Origin of the sequence: Micromonospora solifontis (assembly GCF_003725545.1) — a bacterium.
In the GTDB taxonomy this organism is placed as follows: domain Bacteria; phylum Actinomycetota; class Actinomycetes; order Mycobacteriales; family Micromonosporaceae; genus Micromonospora; species Micromonospora solifontis.
Genome location: NZ_RJLN01000042.1, coordinates 1 through 14,481 on the forward strand (window position 1 = coordinate 1; position 14,481 = coordinate 14,481).

Here is a 14,481-nt window from a genome sequence, read left to right on the forward strand (position 1 = left end):
GCGTACCGCGATGGGCCTGGACCGGCCGGCGGACCTGCCGCCGGCGGCGAGCGGTGGCTCGGTCTCCTACCGCCGGGCCGGCGGCCTGCGGGGCCGGCCCTACCAGTCCGGCCGCGGCGCCTGAAAAAATCTGTCCGCCGGATGTCGAATCCGGCGGCGGTCGTTCGACGGGTTGGTGAAGGCCGGCGCAGGGCCGGCCGCCACCGGAGCACAGGGAGCACACCATGGCCAGGATCGTGTCGAACTTCTTCATCTCGCTCGACGGTGTCGTGGAGCGGCCCGACCAGTGGCACTTCCCCTACTTCGACGACGAGATGGGCGCCGCGGTCGGCCGGGGCGTGGAGCGGGCCACCGCGTTCCTGATGGGCCGCAAGCAGTACCAGGACTGGGCCGGGTACTGGCCGAACAAGGCCGACGGCGACGACGGCGGCTTCGCCGGGTTCATCAACTCGGTGCCGAAGTACGTGCTGTCGAACACGCTCACCGAGGCGACCTGGCGGAACAGCACGGTGCTGTCCGGGGACTCCGTCGCGGCGCGGCTGCGGGAGATCAAGGAGCGGTCCGAGGGGGAGATCGCGATGTCGGGCAGCGCCACCACCGTCCGGTGGCTGCTGGCCAACGGGCTGCTCGACGAGCTGCGCCTGCTGGTCCACCCGATCGCCGTGGGCAGCGGCCAGCGGCTGTTCGAGGAGGCGCCGACGTACCCGCTGCGCCTGCTCAGCAGCGAGACCTTCAAGAGCGGCGTGCTGAACCTGGCGTACGCGCCCGCCTAGGAAGGTCTGGGGCTCTCTGGGTGCCTTTCCCCTGCCAAGATCCCCTCATCCGGTGGGGTGGTTCGCGGGGGAGGGGCCGGACCTGTTAGCCTTGTCGCCGGCCCGCCCGGTGCAAGCCGGGTGGGACCGACGCTGGTACGCCAGCGGAGGGGCTGTGGCGCAGACCGGTAGCGCACCTCGTTCGCATCGAGGGGGTCAGGGGTTCAAATCCCCTCAGCTCCACCCAGTTCAAAGGCCGTTTCCCTGGTGGGAGACGGCCTTTTTCGATCCAGTGCAGGTGCAACGCGGGTCGCTCGATCCAGTCTGCGGCGGCAGGTCCACGGTCACCGCCGCTGCCGCATGACAGAATGCCCACAGACCTGGAAAGGAACGGGCAGAACGGGCAGAACGGGCGAGCCGATGACGACGAGCGGGGCGGCCGAACTGGTCCGGAAAGCCGGGGATCCAGAGCGGGCCACGTTCCTGGAACTCTTCTTCGACCTGGTGTTCGTCCTCGCGCTCGTTCAGCTCTCGCGTGGCCTGGCGGAGGATCTCAGGTGGAGCGATGCCTTCCGGACGCTGGTGCTGTTGGGGGCGATGTGGTGGGTCTGGTCCAGCACCGCATGGCTGACCGACCGGACGGACCCGGAACGACTGGTGATCCAGGGGCTGGTCATCGCGACCATGGTCGGCAGCCTGGTGATGGCGGCCGCGGTGCCCGAGGCGTTCGGGGACACGGGCCTGATCTTCGCGGGCGCCTACGTCGCCATCCAGTTCGGCCGCGGGCTCGTCCTCGTGGCCGTTCTGCGTGCCCAGGAGTTTCAGCGCCACGCCGTACGCGGGCTGTTCTGGTACGGCCTGTCGGCGCTGCCGTGGATCGCGGGGGCGCTCGTGCACGGGACGGCACGTGTCGCGTTGTGGGCACTCGCGGTGGTCCTCGACCACACGGCAGGCAGAATCGGCTTCCCCACCCCCGGGGCGGGCCGTACGCCCAGCCAGGACCTGGTGATCTCGGGCGAGCACCTGGCCGAGCGCTACCGGCAGTTCTTCATCATCGCGCTCGGCGAGCTGATCCTGGTCACCGGACTGGCGCTGAGCAGCAGCGGCTTCGCGCTGGACGCGGTCGCCGCGTTCACCGTGTCGATCGCGACCGCCGTGCTGCTGTGGCGGATCTACATATACCGCGCCGGACAGGTCCTGGCGGAAGCGATCGCCGTGTCTGCCGACCCGGTCCGCCTCGCCGGATCGGCGTCATACGCCCACCTGACCATGGTGGCCGGCGTGGTCGCCGCGGCCGTCGGCGATGAACTTGTCATCGCCCATCCACTTGGGCACACCCCACCGGCGTGGATCGTCGTCATCCTCGGCGGACCCGCGCTGTACCTGGCCGGGCGCGCCCGCTTCGAGCACGCGGTGTTCGGCCGCGTGTCCTGGTCCCGACCGATCGGCGTCCTCGCGCTGGCCGCCCTGATCCCGGTGATGCTCCCCCTGCCGCCGGTCGTGGTCGCCGCCGCCGCTGCCCTCGTCCTGACCGGGATCGCCGCAACCGACGCAGTTCGCGCCCGCAGACGCCCGCCGGAGCCGCCGTCACCACCCGGCTAGCCGGGAAGGGCCACCCAGGTCCTGACACCGATCTGGCGCACACGCCCCGAGACCTGACGTCTCGGAACTCCAGCGGGCCGCAGGTGCCCACAGCGGCACCGACGGCAGTGACTAGTCGGCGACGTGGATGACGATCTTGCCGCGGCGTTTGGCCGTCTCGAGTGCCTCGTAACCTGAGCGCGTCTCGCTGAGGGGCAACACGCGGTCCAGCACCGGCCTCAACTGGCCGTTATCGACGAGCTCGGCAATGGACCGCAACGCGTTCCGGTCGGGCTCGACGACGAAGAACACTCCGCGAACGCCATGACGGGCCGCTTCCTGCTGGTCGGGCGGGGCGACGAGGGAGACCAGGACGCCGCCGGGTTTCAGAACTGACCAGGATCGGGACTGGGTGGCCTCGCCGACAAGATCAACGACCACGTCCACGTCGCGGACATGATCCTCGAAGCGGTCGTGTGCGTAGTCGATAACCCGCTCGGCACCCAGGCCCTTGACGAATTCCAGGTCGGCCGCCGCCGCCGTGGCGCTCACGCGAGCACCGAGACCGGCCGCGAGCTGCACCACGTAGCTCCCCACGCCGCCGGCGCCGCCCTGCACCAGCACGTGCTGGCCGGCCCGCAGGTCGGCGTGGTCCACCAGTGCCTGCCAGGCGCTCAACGCGGCCAGTGGGAGCGCTGCGGCGTGCTCGTGGTCAACGGTGGCGGGTTTGGCCGCCAGGACGGCCGCGGGCACGGCGACGTACTCGGCGGCGGCGCCATCGCGGTTGAACGGGATCAAGCCGTAGACGGCCGCCCCCTCGGTGGGGCTCTCCACCCCCGTCCCGGACGCCGCGACGACTCCGGAGAACTCATGCGACGGGATGATCGGAGTGCGCTCAGGTCCTGACCCGTCCGAGCTGTACGTCCACGTCTGCGCCCAGGTGAGCTCAGTGGGTGTCATGGAGGCAGCCTTCACGGCCACCAACACCTCACCGGGCCCCGGCTCAGGCCGCGGCGCCTCCTCGTACACGAGCTGCTCCGGCCCGCCTCTGGTGTGAGCTCTCACCGCGTGCATCGTGCTCATCCGACCGCTGCTTCCTCCCGCTCGGCATGTCGACCAGCCCGCCGGCCGCCCTGGGGGATGAACCGCGGGCCAACTCCCGCATCATCTGGCGGTTCGGCGGCGCGCTGTCGGACTTCCGTAACCCTTGCCCCTTCGGCGCAGAAGCGCGCTGGATCAGGGGCTCCGGGGCAGCAGCGTGGGCGTGCCGGCGGCCTGGCACCGGTCGCCCTCGGGGATGCCCGCCGCGGCGGGGTCCCCGAGGGCGGCGTCGGTCACCAGGCGGTGTTGATCACGTACGGGGCCGGGTTCGGGACGTTGTGCCACTCCTCGACGCTGGGCGGGATCTGCACCCAGTCGCTCTCGCCGACCTCGCACTGCTGCACGGTCGGGAACCACAGCACCTCGGGGGCCTTCCGGCCGATCCGGAAGCCCAGCCCGAACAGCTGGACGTCGTGGTCGGGCAGCGGCCCGCCCACCCACGCCACCTCAGTGATCCGCCCGAAGCCGTGGCCCTGGCCGTGCGCGCGGGTCACCTGGACCTCCCAGCCTGGCACGGGATCCGGGGTGACGAGGTGCAGGCCCTCGGGGATCTGCACCCGCACCGCCGTGGTCGGGGAGCCGGCGCACCCGTGGCCGACCCGGAAGGCGGTGTGGAAGAACTTCGTGTCGGCGGTGTTGGGTGTGGTCACGACGTGCGCGCTGGCCGGCACCGCGGCGACGCCGATCGCCACGGCGGCGGCGACCAGCACGACAGCGACCCGTCGCATCAGTTTGCTCACTCGTTTCCTCCAGAGGCTCAAGGTGCTCGTCGCCGTCAGCCCGTCCACCTCGGCTCGGCACCGGACCCAGCATGGAGAGGCGGCCGGGCCGCGTCTTCGCTCAGATTGCTGCCTTCGGCCTGGCGGGCGGTGACCGATCGCCGGCGGACCGACCCGTACCCGACGACCGGCTCCAGCACCTCGCTGGATGTGCCCTGAGCAGTACGAACCTCGCCGGCGGACCGGGGCTGCCGCCGACCCCAGAACCAGTGCGCCCCGACCACGATGCCGCCCGTCCGGAGCTAGGGGTCGGGGGGCTCGGCACCCCTCAGCTACGCTCCTGCCCACACTGTTTCGATCTTTCTCAACGGGGGCGGAGCCGGATGCGGGTCAGGATGTTCGCGCGTCTCATGGTCGCGGCGCTCGGTGGCGCCTTCGGCGTGGTGGCGCCGCTGGCTGCCGGCCCGGCGTACGCGGAGGGCGCGACCGGGCTCGGCATCGACGCGTACGCGGAGATGGTGGTCGACTCGGCGCGCGGTCATCTCTTCTTCAGCCTGGGCCGGGAGCGCTCGGGGGTGCGGGTGACGGACCTGGCCGGCGGCGCGCAGCGGACGATCCCGGACCTGCCGGGCGCCAGCGGCATGGCGCTGAGCCCGGACGGCTCGACGCTCTACGTGGCCCTCGCCGACGCGGACGCGGTCGCCGCCGTCGACACCACCACGCTGACCGTGCAACGCCGCTACGGCCTCGGCAGCTCCACCTGCCCCACCTGGTTGGCCCCGGCCGGCGGGAAGCTCTACATCGGCCACGGCTGCCAGGTCGGGAAGGGCAAGCTCGGCTCGCTCGACCTGCGCGGGCCGACGCCGGTGCTGGCGCTGGACCTGCCGCTCGACGGGAGTTACTACTACCCGCCGCTGCTGCGCGGCACCTCGGCCAACCCGGACCTGCTGCTCCTGACCAACCGGTCCAGTGTCTCGTTCCCCATCTCGGGCGAGCCGGCCCTGTACGACGTGTCGTCCGGCACGCCGTCGCGCGTGGCGTCCCTGCCGGGGGAGACCTGCACCGGGTTGCACAACGCCGCGCTGACGGCCGACCGGGTGATCCTCGGCTGCACCTACCTGTGGGACCCGGAAACCAGTTCCCGCGTGGTGGCCACCACGCACGTCGCGTACTCGACGACGGACCTGTCGCCGGCGGGCAGCTACCCGTCGGGTAGCTGGGCGACCGCCGTGACGACCTCGCCGGACGGTGCCTACGTCGTCCTCGGGGCCAGCCAGAGCGGCACGATCCACGTCGAGCGGCCGGACGGGACGCTGGTCCGCCGGTACGTCGTCCCGCCGGGCAGCCACCTCGACCGGCAGGGCCTCGCGGTGAGCGCCGACAGCCGCACCCTCTACGTGGTCACCACCGATTCCGACGGCCAGAACCCGGCACTGCTGCGGCTGACCGACTTCGCCGCCGCCGGAACCTCGCTCCTGCTCGCCGCGCCCGCGGCGAGCGCCCGCGCCACCACGCTCACCGTCAGCGGGACGCTGGGCTTCCCGGGTACGCCCGGGTCGACGCCGCGGACGCTGCGGGTGGTGAAGCAGGACCTCGCCGGCAGCCACCCGCTGCCCGACGTCACCACCGCCGCGGACGGGACCTTCACCTTCCCCGACATCCCGCAGGTCGGCGCGGCCAACACCTACGCGGTGACCTTCCCCGGCGACGCCACCCACCCGGCGGCGAGCCGGTCCGTCACCGTGCAGGTCTCGCGCGCCGCCACCGCGCTGAGCGTCACGTCGAAGGTGACCGCCCTGCGCACCGGCCGTGGCTCGACCGTGACCGCCCAGCTGGGCACCACCTACAACAACCGCACCGTCTGCCTGTACGCCCAGCCGCAGCGGCGGCCCCGCGTCACGCTCACCTGCGGCACCGTGGACGCCAACGGGCGGCTGACCGCCAGCTACCCGTTGCACCGGCAGGTCACGTTCAGCGCGAGCTTCGCCGGGGACCACCGGTACGCGCCCGCCGAGGTCTCGCAGCCCTCGTACGGCTTCCTGCTGAGGCGCGGGGTGTTCCGGGTTCGCTGACGCCGGGTGCGCCGACGCTCAGGTGGTGAAGTCGTCCCGGGCGTCCCGGGCGTCCTTCTGGACGTGCTCCCCGGGCTGTCGGCCCCGGATTTCGTCCTGCCGTGCCGCCTGGTCCGCCTCGGCCCGTTCGGCCCGGGTCAGGTCACCCAGCCGGGCCCGGGCCGGGCCGGCCACCTGCTCGAGGTTGTCGTTCGACCGCTCGGTGCTCATGTCGCCTCCCTGCCGTCATCGGCGATCCGCGTACCGCACCCGACCCGCGTCCCCGCGCAGGGCGAGGGAAAACCCGCCCGCGACGGCACGCGCTCGTTCCGCGCTGTCAGCCGTCGGACAGGTGAGTCGTCCGCGGCGTCAGGTTCGTAGCGGCGAGAAGGGCACGGCGGACCAGCCGGCACAGCTCAGGCCGGGCGGAGAACCGGCGCGTGGTCGCGGGCGGCGGCGTGCAGCGCCGCCACGCAGGCGGCCACCGCCGGATGGTCGCCCGCCCCCTTCCGGTACGTGATCCGGGTACGGCGGCGCAGGTCGAGGGGGATGAGGCGGACGCCTTCGGGTGGCCGGCCGACGGCGAGCTCCGGGACCAGGGCGACGCCCTGCCCGGCGGCGACCAGGGCGAGCATCGCGGTGAAGTCGTCGGCGTGGTGCCGTACGGTCGGCCGGAAGCCGGCGAGCTGGCAGGCGTGCCGCGCCACCGTGTGACAGAGGGTGCCGGGGCTGCCCAGGATCCAGTCCGCCTGCCGGACGTCGGCCAGCGTCTCCGCCACCAGGGTGGCCGGCACGGCCAGGTAAACGGTCTCGGCGAGCAGCGGCGTCGAGTCGAGCGCCGGATCGGGGGCGGTCGGCACCACGTCGTAGTCGTGCGCGAGGGCCACGTCCAGACGGCGGTCGCGCAGCGCGTCCGGCACGTCGACCGGGTCCAGCTCGGTGACCATCAGGTCCAGCGCCGGATGGTCGCGGGCCAGCGCGACCAGGGCCGGCGGCAGCAGGGTCCGCACCGCGCTCGGGTACGCGCCGATGCGTACCGTGCCGGAGAGCCCGCCGCGCGCGGCGGCGAGGGTGGCGTCGGCGGCCTCCAGCGCGGCGAGCACCACCTCGGTGTGCCGGACCAGCGCCTCCCCGGTCGGGGTGAGGGTGACCCGGCGGCCGGCCCGTTCCAGCAGCGCCACGCCGGCCTCGCGTTGCAGGGCGGCGAGCTGCTGGGAGACGGCGGACGGGGTGTAGGTGTGCGCCTCGGCGACGGCGGCGATGGTGCCGAGCCGGGCCAGGTCCCGCAGCAGCCGCAGGCGGCGGACGTCGAGCATGAAGCTCAGCTTACGGATCCGTTGAGCAGCCTGAACTGGTCCTAACGCGTCAACCCGAGCAGCCTGGAGGCATGACGCTGCACGGGTTGTACGTACCGCTGATCACGCCGTTCGACGAGCGGGACGCCGTCGACCGCGACGCCCTCACCGCCCTGGCGCACGAGGCGCTGGAGGCCGGCGCGGCCGGCCTGGTCGCGCTGGGCACGACCGCCGAGCCGCACGCGCTGAGCGACGCGGAGCGGCGCGCGGTGCTCGACGTGGTCGCCGGTGTCTGCCGGGAACGGCGGGCCGCGCTGCTGGTCGGCGCGCACACCGTCGAGGCGCTGCGCGGGCTCGGTGACGACGTCACGGCCGCGCTCTGCCTGGTGCCGCCGTTCCTACGGCCCGGCGAGGAGGCGGTGCTGGCCCACTTCGCCCGGCTGGCCGGGGCCTCGCCGGTGCCGCTGGTCGTCTACCACGTGCCGTACCGGACCGGGCAGGAGTTGTCGGCCGGGGCGCTGCGCCGGCTGGCCGGGATCCCCGGGGTCGTCGGGATCAAGCACGCGGTGGGCGGGATCGACGCGGACACCATCGACCTCCTGGCCGACGTACCCCCGGGGTTCGCGGTGCTCGGCGGCGACGACGCGTACGTCTCGCCGCTGCTCGCCCTCGGCGGACACGGCGGCATCCTGGCCTCGGCGCACCTCGCGACGGCCGACTTCGCCGCGCTGGTCGCGGCCTGGCAGGCCGGGGACGCCGCCCGCGCCCGGCCGCTCGGGCACCGGCTGGCCACCCTCTCGCGCGCCCTCTTCGCCGAGCCCAACCCGGCGGTGATCAAGGCGGTGCTGCACGCCCAGGGCCGGATCCCGACGCCGGCGGTCCGCCCGCCGCTGCTGCCCGCCACCCCGGACGCCACCGCCCGGGCCCTCCGGTACGGGCCGGACGGCGGCCGCCCCCGCGCGGGGACGGCCGCCCGGACCGGTCACGCCTTCGGCGGTGCCGCGTCCGTCCAGGTCGCGTCGACCACGGCCTGGTAGCTGAGCAGCCGCCCCGTGCCGGCGTCCCAGGACTCCTGGGCCAGCGCCAGCCCGGTACCCGGGTCGACGACCAGCCGGAGCTGCGCCAGACCGCCGTCACCGCGCCGGGTGTAGCCCAGCGCCATGCCGCTCCGGCCGTGCGGGTCCGTCACCGGCCCCAGCTCGGTCACCCCGTCCAGACCGGCGAGCACCCGGTAGGCCGCCGCCCGGACCTGCGGGGTGGTCGGCAGGTCGAGCACGAGCTGCGTGGCACTCCAGAACAGGGACCAGGTGTCGCTCTCGCTGCCACCGGCCTGCCGCTTCAGCAGCGCCGCCCGCAGCGCGGCCGGGTCGGTGGGCAGCCCGGACAGCTCCGCGAGGGTGACCGGCCGACCGCCGAGGAGGTAGTTCCGCGCCGGGTCGAGACCCTCCGGGGTACGCAGCCTCCGCTCCCCGGACGAGGTGGACACCTCCCCCCAGCGGGTGGGGGAGCCGGCCCGCCGCCAGCCCGCCTCGTCAGCGGCGGCCAGCGGCCGGGCGCCGAGCGACTGGACGAACACCCAGGTCCGGTCGGCCGGGTCGGTGGCGTACCAGGTGTCCACCCGCATCCGTTGGACGACGTCGTAACGGCCGCCGGACGGGCCCACCTGGCGCACGTCGCCGTGCTCCACGACGGTCTTCCAGTACCGACCGGTGCCCACCTCCGTGCCGCCGACCGTCTCGGCGGCGGTCAGCAGGAGCTGCCGGGCGGTGGCAGGGGCGGGCGAGGGGGCCGCCGCCCGCGGACGCGGGGTGGGGAAGGTGTCCGGCCGTACCGCCACGACCACCGCGAGCGCCCCCGCCGCCAGCGCGGGAACCAGACCGGCCGCCAGCACCAGCCGGCACCGCGCCACCCGCCGGGCCGCGGGCCGGTCCGGCTCCGGCCGGGGGTACGCGGTGACGGCCGCCGGATCGAACCGGCCGTCCCCCGGGTCCAGCCGCGCCGGGCGGGACTCGGACAGCACCTGCAACACATCTCGACGCCGACTCATCGGCTGAACTCCTTCACACTGAGCGCGGACGGAACCCGACGGACGACCTCGTCGGCGGTGGAGACGGCCTGTTCCAGGCGGCGGCGGGCCCGGTGCAGCCGGACCGCGAAGGTGGCGACCGAGCAGCCCACCACCCGGGCGGCGGCCCGGTGGGACAGCCCATGCCAGGCCACCAGGGTCAGCAGTTCCCGGTCGGCGTCGCCGAGCCGGGCCAGTGCCCCGAGGACGGCGGACCGCTCGGCCACCCCGTCCGCCACGTCGCCGCCCGCCTCGTCGACCCAGGCCCGCATCTCGGCCGCCAGGGACGCCTGGCGCACCTCCTCGCGGTACCGCTCGCGGATCACGTTGCGGGCCACCCCGAGCAGCCACGGCAGGGGCGTCGCCGGGACCTCGGCGAGCCGCCGCCAGGCGACGAGGAAGGTGTCGCCGACGATGTCGTCGGCGAGCTGCCGGCCCGCGCGGCTCACCGCGTACCCGTACACCGCGGCGTGGTGTCGCTCGTACAGCTCGGTGAACCGGGCCCCTGCTTCTGCTGCATCCACTGGCTGCTGCTCCTTGTCGCCGGAGGTGTGCCGTCACCAGGTAATGCGGGTACCGGCCCGGTCCTTACCGGCGGACCCCGGAAACGCGGACGGGGGCCGGTCCCGGGTGGGACCGACCCCCGTCGTGGGGCGTGGGGTGGTCAGGGCTTCCAGGACCCGGCCGGCCGGAAGTTGTGCTGGTACTCGACCACGCCGTTCTTGTCCTTGACGTCGAGCACGAGCTGGCCGGTGCGGGTGGTGCCGGCCGGCAGGTTGTTGCCCGAGTTGAGCAGCTTGCCGCAGCCGGAGAAGGCGCCGGAGATGCCGCTCTCCTCGCTGCCGTCCGCGCCCTTCCACCGGAAGTAGAACGGGTTGATCGAGCCGGTGCCCTTGGTGACCTTCGCGGTCACGTCGGCGATCAGGAACATGCCCTTCTTCGGCCCGGGCATGAACTGCTGGCAGGAGTCGGTCTTGGTTCGGAAGTTCTTCAGCGTGATCTCGACGGTGCCGTCGTCGTCGTTGATGATCAGCGTGTCGCCCGGCTTCATGTTGAAGGTCTCGCCGTCCGTGGGACGGTTGTCGGGCGTCGCGTCCGACTCCTCCGGGGTGGGGGTGTCGAACGGCGCGGCCGTGGGGGCCGTGGTGGGCAGGCTGTCGATCGCCTCCTGCGCCTTCTTGCCGCCGCTGTAGATGGCGAAGATCCCGCCGCCGCAGCAGAGCAGCAGCAGGACCAGCGCCCCGACGCCGAGGCCGATCCACAGTCCCTTGTTGGACTTCTTCGCCGGCGGCCCGAACGGCTGGCCCGGCGCGGGCGGGTACGCGCCACCCGGCGCCGACGGGAACTGCCCGGGCGGCGGCGGGTACGGCGCGCCGGAGGTCGGCGGCGGAGGCGGGTAGCCCCCACCCGGGGCGGCCGGCGGCGGGTACGGCGCGCCCGAGGTCGGCGGCTGCGGCGGGTACGGCGCGCCCGAGGTCGGCGGCAGGGGCGCGAACGGGTCCGGCTGGGTCGGCTGCTGCGACTGGTACGGCGTGCCCGAGGTCGGCGGCGGCGCGTACGGGTCGGCCGGCGGCGGGGCGTACGGGTTGCCGGGCACCGGCGGTATCGGCGCGGTGGGGAACGGCTGGGTCGGCGGTTCCGGGGGCTGCTGGTTCGGGTCCTGCGGTCCGAACGGAGGCTGAGGGTGGCTCACCGTACTCCTTGGCACCTTCGAAGATCTTCAGTCGGACTGACGGTACCCGTCCTGGGCAAGCTGTCTGCCCGGCCCTCACCGGGGTACCAGAACGGCGGCGCTGCGTACCAGATCGGCGTCGATGGTGAACCGACCGTCTATCGATGACGGCGGATCAGGTGCCGGTGCGGTGGCGAGTCGCGCGGGGGCGATCCGGGCGGTGAACGTGCCCGCGTCCGGGTCGAGGGTCACCCGGGCGTCGTGGAAGTCCAGCCAGGTCCCGACCACCGGCCACCAGGCCTTGTAGACGGTCTCCTTGACGCTGAACAGCAGGGTCGGCCAGGGGACCCCGACGGGCAGCCGGGCCAGTTCCGCCTCCTCCTCGGGCAGGCAGACCTTCCGGCGTACCCCCGGGTTCAGCTCCCGGCGGCGCTCGGCGTCCATGCCGACCGAGCGCAGGTCGGCGGCGCGGGCGACGGCCGCGGCGCAGTAGTCCCGGGTGTGGGTGATGGTGCCGACCACGCCGGGCGGCCAGACCGGGGACCGGTCGGGCGCCGACGGGACCGGTGCCGGCGGCACCCCGAGCCCGGCCAGGGCCCGGCGGGCGCAGACCCGGCCCGCCGTGAAGTCCCGACGCCGGCCCGGCACGGCCCGCTCGCCCAGACAGGCCCGCTCGGCGGGGAGCAGGGTGCCGGCCCAGTCAGCGGAGCCGGCCACCGCCACCGCGACCGCCGGCGGCAGGAGGTCACGCACGGTGGTGAAGGTACCGCAGTGATGTAACGCCGCAGAACTCCGGAACGCTTCAGGAAGGACACGGGGGCGAAGAATGTCCATATGCGAGAGGGAGTGCGATGACGCGTGGTGCGGATGCGTCGGGACAGTGGCCGGAGGAACACGCTCCGGTCACCCCGGACTGGGCCTGCGGCTCGTGCGGCGACGACTGGCCCTGTGACACGAAGCGCAGCCGGTTGCTGGCCGAGTACCAGGCCGACCGCGCCTCGCTCAGCGTCTACCTCGGCGCCTGCCTGGCCGCCGCCACCAACGACCTGCGCGACGCGGCGACCGCCTCGCTCCAGGACCGCTTCATCGGCTGGGTGCCGCGGAACCCTCGTACCGCCTGACGGCCACCGCCGGTGGCCCGCCGCCCTGGAGCCGCGGGCCACCGGTATCGGGTCAGGGGCGGCGAGCCTGCCGGGTGAGGGCGAAACCGACCACGCCGGCCACTGCGGCGATCACCCCGCCGGCTGTGGTCCAGACCCAGCGCGAGCCGGGCTCCGGCAGCCAGCCGGTCAGGTCGGTCTCCTCCTCGGCCACCGGCTCGGGGGCCGGTTCGGCGGTGAGCACCTTCCCGGCCCGGGTGTTCGGCACCAGCGGTGCCGTCAGCCGGCCGTCGTCGCCTGACGTGCCGTCCTCGCCGTCCGCGCTGACCAGGAGGCTCACCTCGATCGGCAGGCCCAGGTCCGGCTCGGGCAGGTCGGTCACCGCCAGTCGGACGTAGTAGGTGCCGGGCAGCGGATCGCCCGACCACGGCTCGGCCCAGGGGCGTACCCGGCGGAGCGTGCAGCCGAGGGCGACGCTGGTCGCCGAGGCGTCGGCGGTGGGCGTCTGCGCCCCGGCCGCGCACGCCTGCCGCCGGCGTAGCCCGTCGAAGACGTCCACGGTCCAGGTGGACGCACCGGTCCGGCCCTTCGGGAAGGAGATGGTGGCGGCGATCCCGTGGACCTGACCGGCCTCCGCTGGGAATGACCAGTAGAGGTGGTCCCCGGTCGCGGCGCCCACCTGTACCGGCTGCCCGGCGGTGACGGGGGTGGCGGTGAGGAACGAGGTGCCGGCCTTGGTGACGGTGATCGCCCCCGCCGACGGCGTGGGCGCGGCCGAGGCGGCGGCCGGGGTGAGGGTCAGCCCGGTGGCGGCCAGCGCCGCGGCGGCGCGGATCAGCGTACGCATCCTCACTTCTCCCTCCAGGTGGCGACCCACCAGCGGGTGAGCAGCCCAGCGACCAGCCCGGTGACCAGCCCGGCCAGGCTCAGCAGGAGCAGCAGGGCCCAGCCGCGGCCGAGGTCCGGCCCGTCCGGGGCGGGCGACGCGGCGACCACGTCGACGGTCAGTTCCAGCGGCATGCCGGGGGTGGCCTCGGTGCCGGGTCGGGGCGCGAAGGCATTGCTGACCACCAGGCACACGGTCTGCGCCGGCACGGTGCCACTCGGGGCGGGCGCCGGGGTGTCCTCGGCCGCCGACCAGCGCAGGCCGGTGGCGATCACATCGGTCCGCCCGCTGCCGGCGTCAACGCCCCGGACGAGTTCCCGCCCGTCCGACGCGGTCGCCCGCAGCAGCACCCCGTAGTCCGGGTTGACCGGCCGGTCCAGCGCGACGCTGACCGAGGCGCGCAGCTCCTGGCCCGGCCGGACCGGCACCCGGTACCAGCGGTGCTCGGAGAACGCCTCCCGGTCGGTGTAGACGCCGGGGCCGAGCAGCGGTGCGTTCCCGCAGGCGGCGGAGCCGCCGACCACGGTCGGGGCGGCGGTGTAGGTGTCTCGGGCCCGGTCGACGAGCTGCTTGATCCGGCCGGTCAGCTCGTCGGCGCTCTGCGCCGCCGTGTACGTGCCGCCGGTCGCTCCGGCGATGCAGAGCAGTTGCCGGCGCACCTTCTCGTCGGGCGCCAGGCCGAGGGTGTCGACGACCAGCCGGGTGCCCTGGGCGGCGAGTTCCCGGGCCACCTCGCAGGGGTCCGGCGGGGCGCAGGTGTCCTCGCCGTCGGTGATCAGCACGATCCGGCGGGCGGTGCTGCCCGTGCCGAGATCCTGGGCCGCCGAGCGTAACGCCAGCCCGACCGGCGTGAACCCGGTCGGTCGCAGCGTGGCGACCGCCGCCTTGGCCTGCGTCCGGTCCACCGGGCCGACCGGCACGATCTGCTGGGTGTCCAGGCAGCCCTGCTTCTTGTCCTTGCCCCGGTAGGTGGCGCCGAGCACCCGGATGCCGAGCTGGGTTTCGTCCGGCAGCGCGTCCACGACCTCGTTGAACGCCTGCTGGGCGACGGATATCCGGCTGCGTCCGTCGATGTCCCGGGCCCGCATCGAGCCGCTCACGTCGAGGACGAGTTCCACCTTGGGTGGTTCGGCGGTTTCGTCGTCGGCCCGGGCCGGGACGGGACCGATCAGCGCGGTCGTCGCCAGCAGTCCGAAAAGGACGGCCGCCGATCGTCTCTTGTTGATCACCGGGCGAAGTGTAGTGAGATCCACTTTGGA

Annotated in this window: 15 protein-coding genes, 1 tRNA gene and 1 pseudogene; 7 read left to right on the forward strand and 10 right to left on the reverse strand. The window is 73.8% G+C overall.

Going from position 1 to position 14,481, the window contains the following annotated elements; genetic code table 11:
- The 4 genes and pseudogenes from EFE23_RS29815 to EFE23_RS16000 form a co-directional block, all read left to right on the forward strand.
- A pseudogene (locus EFE23_RS29815) lies at positions 1-124 on the forward strand (divisome protein SepX/GlpR); the annotation flags it as partial.
- Positions 125-224: 100 nt separating this feature from the next.
- A complete protein-coding gene (locus tag EFE23_RS15990; RefSeq protein WP_123241728.1) occupies positions 225-773 on the forward strand; it encodes a dihydrofolate reductase family protein in 549 nt (182 codons plus the stop codon).
- A 148-nt stretch (positions 774-921) separates the two neighbouring features.
- Positions 922-995: transfer RNA gene (locus tag EFE23_RS15995), tRNA-Ala, on the forward strand.
- Between the two features lie 24 nt (positions 996-1,019).
- A complete protein-coding gene (locus EFE23_RS16000; protein WP_233601013.1) occupies positions 1,020-2,354 on the forward strand; it encodes a low temperature requirement protein A in 1,335 nt (444 codons plus the stop codon).
- A gap of 111 nt (positions 2,355-2,465) precedes the next feature.
- Here EFE23_RS16000 and EFE23_RS16005 read toward each other — a convergent pair whose 3' ends face one another.
- Both EFE23_RS16005 and EFE23_RS16010 read right to left on the reverse strand, forming a co-directional pair.
- On the reverse strand, positions 2,466-3,416 hold the full coding sequence (locus EFE23_RS16005) for an NADP-dependent oxidoreductase (RefSeq protein ID WP_199737099.1): 951 nt from the start codon (positions 3,414-3,416) through the stop codon (positions 2,466-2,468).
- Between the two features lie 251 nt (positions 3,417-3,667).
- Positions 3,668-4,162 carry a YcnI family protein gene (locus EFE23_RS16010; RefSeq protein ID WP_148058457.1) on the reverse strand — a complete coding sequence of 165 codons (495 nt, stop codon included), beginning with the start codon at positions 4,160-4,162 and terminating at the stop codon, positions 3,668-3,670.
- A gap of 386 nt (positions 4,163-4,548) precedes the next feature.
- On the opposite strand from EFE23_RS16010, the gene EFE23_RS16015 reads away from it, so the two are divergent.
- Complete coding sequence (locus EFE23_RS16015) at positions 4,549-6,225, forward strand: YncE family protein (protein WP_148058458.1); 1,677 nt, start codon at positions 4,549-4,551, stop codon at positions 6,223-6,225.
- Positions 6,226-6,243: 18 nt separating this feature from the next.
- Here EFE23_RS16015 and EFE23_RS16020 read toward each other — a convergent pair whose 3' ends face one another.
- Together EFE23_RS16020 and EFE23_RS16025 are read right to left on the reverse strand one after the other, a co-directional pair.
- Positions 6,244-6,435, reverse strand: a complete 192-nt coding sequence (locus EFE23_RS16020; RefSeq protein ID WP_123241732.1) for a general stress protein CsbD — start codon at positions 6,433-6,435, stop codon at positions 6,244-6,246.
- A gap of 185 nt (positions 6,436-6,620) precedes the next feature.
- Positions 6,621-7,520 (reverse strand): LysR family transcriptional regulator, encoded by a 900-nt coding sequence (locus EFE23_RS16025; RefSeq protein WP_123241733.1) that lies wholly within the window; start codon positions 7,518-7,520, stop codon positions 6,621-6,623.
- Between the two features lie 71 nt (positions 7,521-7,591).
- Here EFE23_RS16025 and EFE23_RS16030 point away from each other — a divergent pair, with 71 nt between their 5' ends.
- Entirely contained in the window at positions 7,592-8,536 is a 945-nt protein-coding gene (locus tag EFE23_RS16030; protein WP_123241734.1) for a dihydrodipicolinate synthase family protein, read from the forward strand.
- On the opposite strand, the gene EFE23_RS28190 is transcribed toward EFE23_RS16030, so the two are convergent.
- The 4 genes from EFE23_RS28190 to EFE23_RS16050 form a co-directional block, all read right to left on the reverse strand.
- On the reverse strand, positions 8,482-9,546 hold the full coding sequence (locus EFE23_RS28190) for a CU044_5270 family protein (protein WP_158675872.1): 1,065 nt from the start codon (positions 9,544-9,546) through the stop codon (positions 8,482-8,484). The two genes, EFE23_RS16030 and EFE23_RS28190, sit on opposite strands and share 55 nt — an antisense overlap.
- Positions 9,543-10,088: an RNA polymerase sigma factor gene (locus EFE23_RS16040; protein WP_199737100.1), complete on the reverse strand. Its 546-nt coding sequence runs from the start codon at positions 10,086-10,088 to the stop codon at positions 9,543-9,545. Before EFE23_RS16040 ends, EFE23_RS28190 begins: the two co-directional genes overlap by 4 nt.
- A 140-nt stretch (positions 10,089-10,228) precedes the next feature.
- Complete coding sequence (locus tag EFE23_RS16045) at positions 10,229-11,257, reverse strand: hypothetical protein (RefSeq protein WP_123241735.1); 1,029 nt, start codon at positions 11,255-11,257, stop codon at positions 10,229-10,231.
- Positions 11,258-11,332: 75 nt separating this feature from the next.
- Positions 11,333-11,989, reverse strand: a complete 657-nt coding sequence (locus EFE23_RS16050; RefSeq protein ID WP_123241736.1) for a 4'-phosphopantetheinyl transferase family protein — start codon at positions 11,987-11,989, stop codon at positions 11,333-11,335.
- Between the two features lie 98 nt (positions 11,990-12,087).
- On the opposite strand from EFE23_RS16050, the gene EFE23_RS16055 reads away from it, so the two are divergent.
- Positions 12,088-12,357: a hypothetical protein gene (locus tag EFE23_RS16055; protein WP_123241737.1), complete on the forward strand. Its 270-nt coding sequence runs from the start codon at positions 12,088-12,090 to the stop codon at positions 12,355-12,357.
- Positions 12,358-12,409: 52 nt separating this feature from the next.
- Here EFE23_RS16055 and EFE23_RS16060 read toward each other — a convergent pair whose 3' ends face one another.
- On the reverse strand, positions 12,410-13,183 hold the full coding sequence (locus tag EFE23_RS16060; protein WP_123241738.1) for a peptidase: 774 nt from the start codon (positions 13,181-13,183) through the stop codon (positions 12,410-12,412).
- A 2-nt stretch (positions 13,184-13,185) separates the two neighbouring features.
- Positions 13,186-14,451 carry a VWA domain-containing protein gene (locus tag EFE23_RS16065; RefSeq protein WP_123241739.1) on the reverse strand — a complete coding sequence of 422 codons (1,266 nt, stop codon included), beginning with the start codon at positions 14,449-14,451 and terminating at the stop codon, positions 13,186-13,188.
- Positions 14,452-14,481: the final 30 nt, after the last annotated feature.

Coding starts and splice junctions, on each gene's coding strand:
- EFE23_RS28190 (WP_158675872.1), bottom strand. CDS start 9,546: ATGAGTCGGCGTCGAGATGTGTTGCAGGTGCTGTCCGAGTCCCGCCCG.
- EFE23_RS16030 (WP_123241734.1), top strand. CDS start 7,592: ATGACGCTGCACGGGTTGTACGTACCGCTGATCACGCCGTTCGACGAG.
- EFE23_RS16005 (WP_199737099.1), bottom strand. CDS start 3,416: ATGAGCACGATGCACGCGGTGAGAGCTCACACCAGAGGCGGGCCGGAG.
- EFE23_RS16025 (WP_123241733.1), bottom strand. CDS start 7,520: ATGCTCGACGTCCGCCGCCTGCGGCTGCTGCGGGACCTGGCCCGGCTC.
- EFE23_RS15990 (WP_123241728.1), top strand. CDS start 225: ATGGCCAGGATCGTGTCGAACTTCTTCATCTCGCTCGACGGTGTCGTG.
- EFE23_RS16020 (WP_123241732.1), bottom strand. CDS start 6,435: ATGAGCACCGAGCGGTCGAACGACAACCTCGAGCAGGTGGCCGGCCCG.
- EFE23_RS16010 (WP_148058457.1), bottom strand. CDS start 4,162: ATGCGACGGGTCGCTGTCGTGCTGGTCGCCGCCGCCGTGGCGATCGGC.
- EFE23_RS16055 (WP_123241737.1), top strand. CDS start 12,088: ATGACGCGTGGTGCGGATGCGTCGGGACAGTGGCCGGAGGAACACGCT.
- EFE23_RS16015 (WP_148058458.1), top strand. CDS start 4,549: ATGTTCGCGCGTCTCATGGTCGCGGCGCTCGGTGGCGCCTTCGGCGTG.
- EFE23_RS16060 (WP_123241738.1), bottom strand. CDS start 13,183: ATGCGTACGCTGATCCGCGCCGCCGCGGCGCTGGCCGCCACCGGGCTG.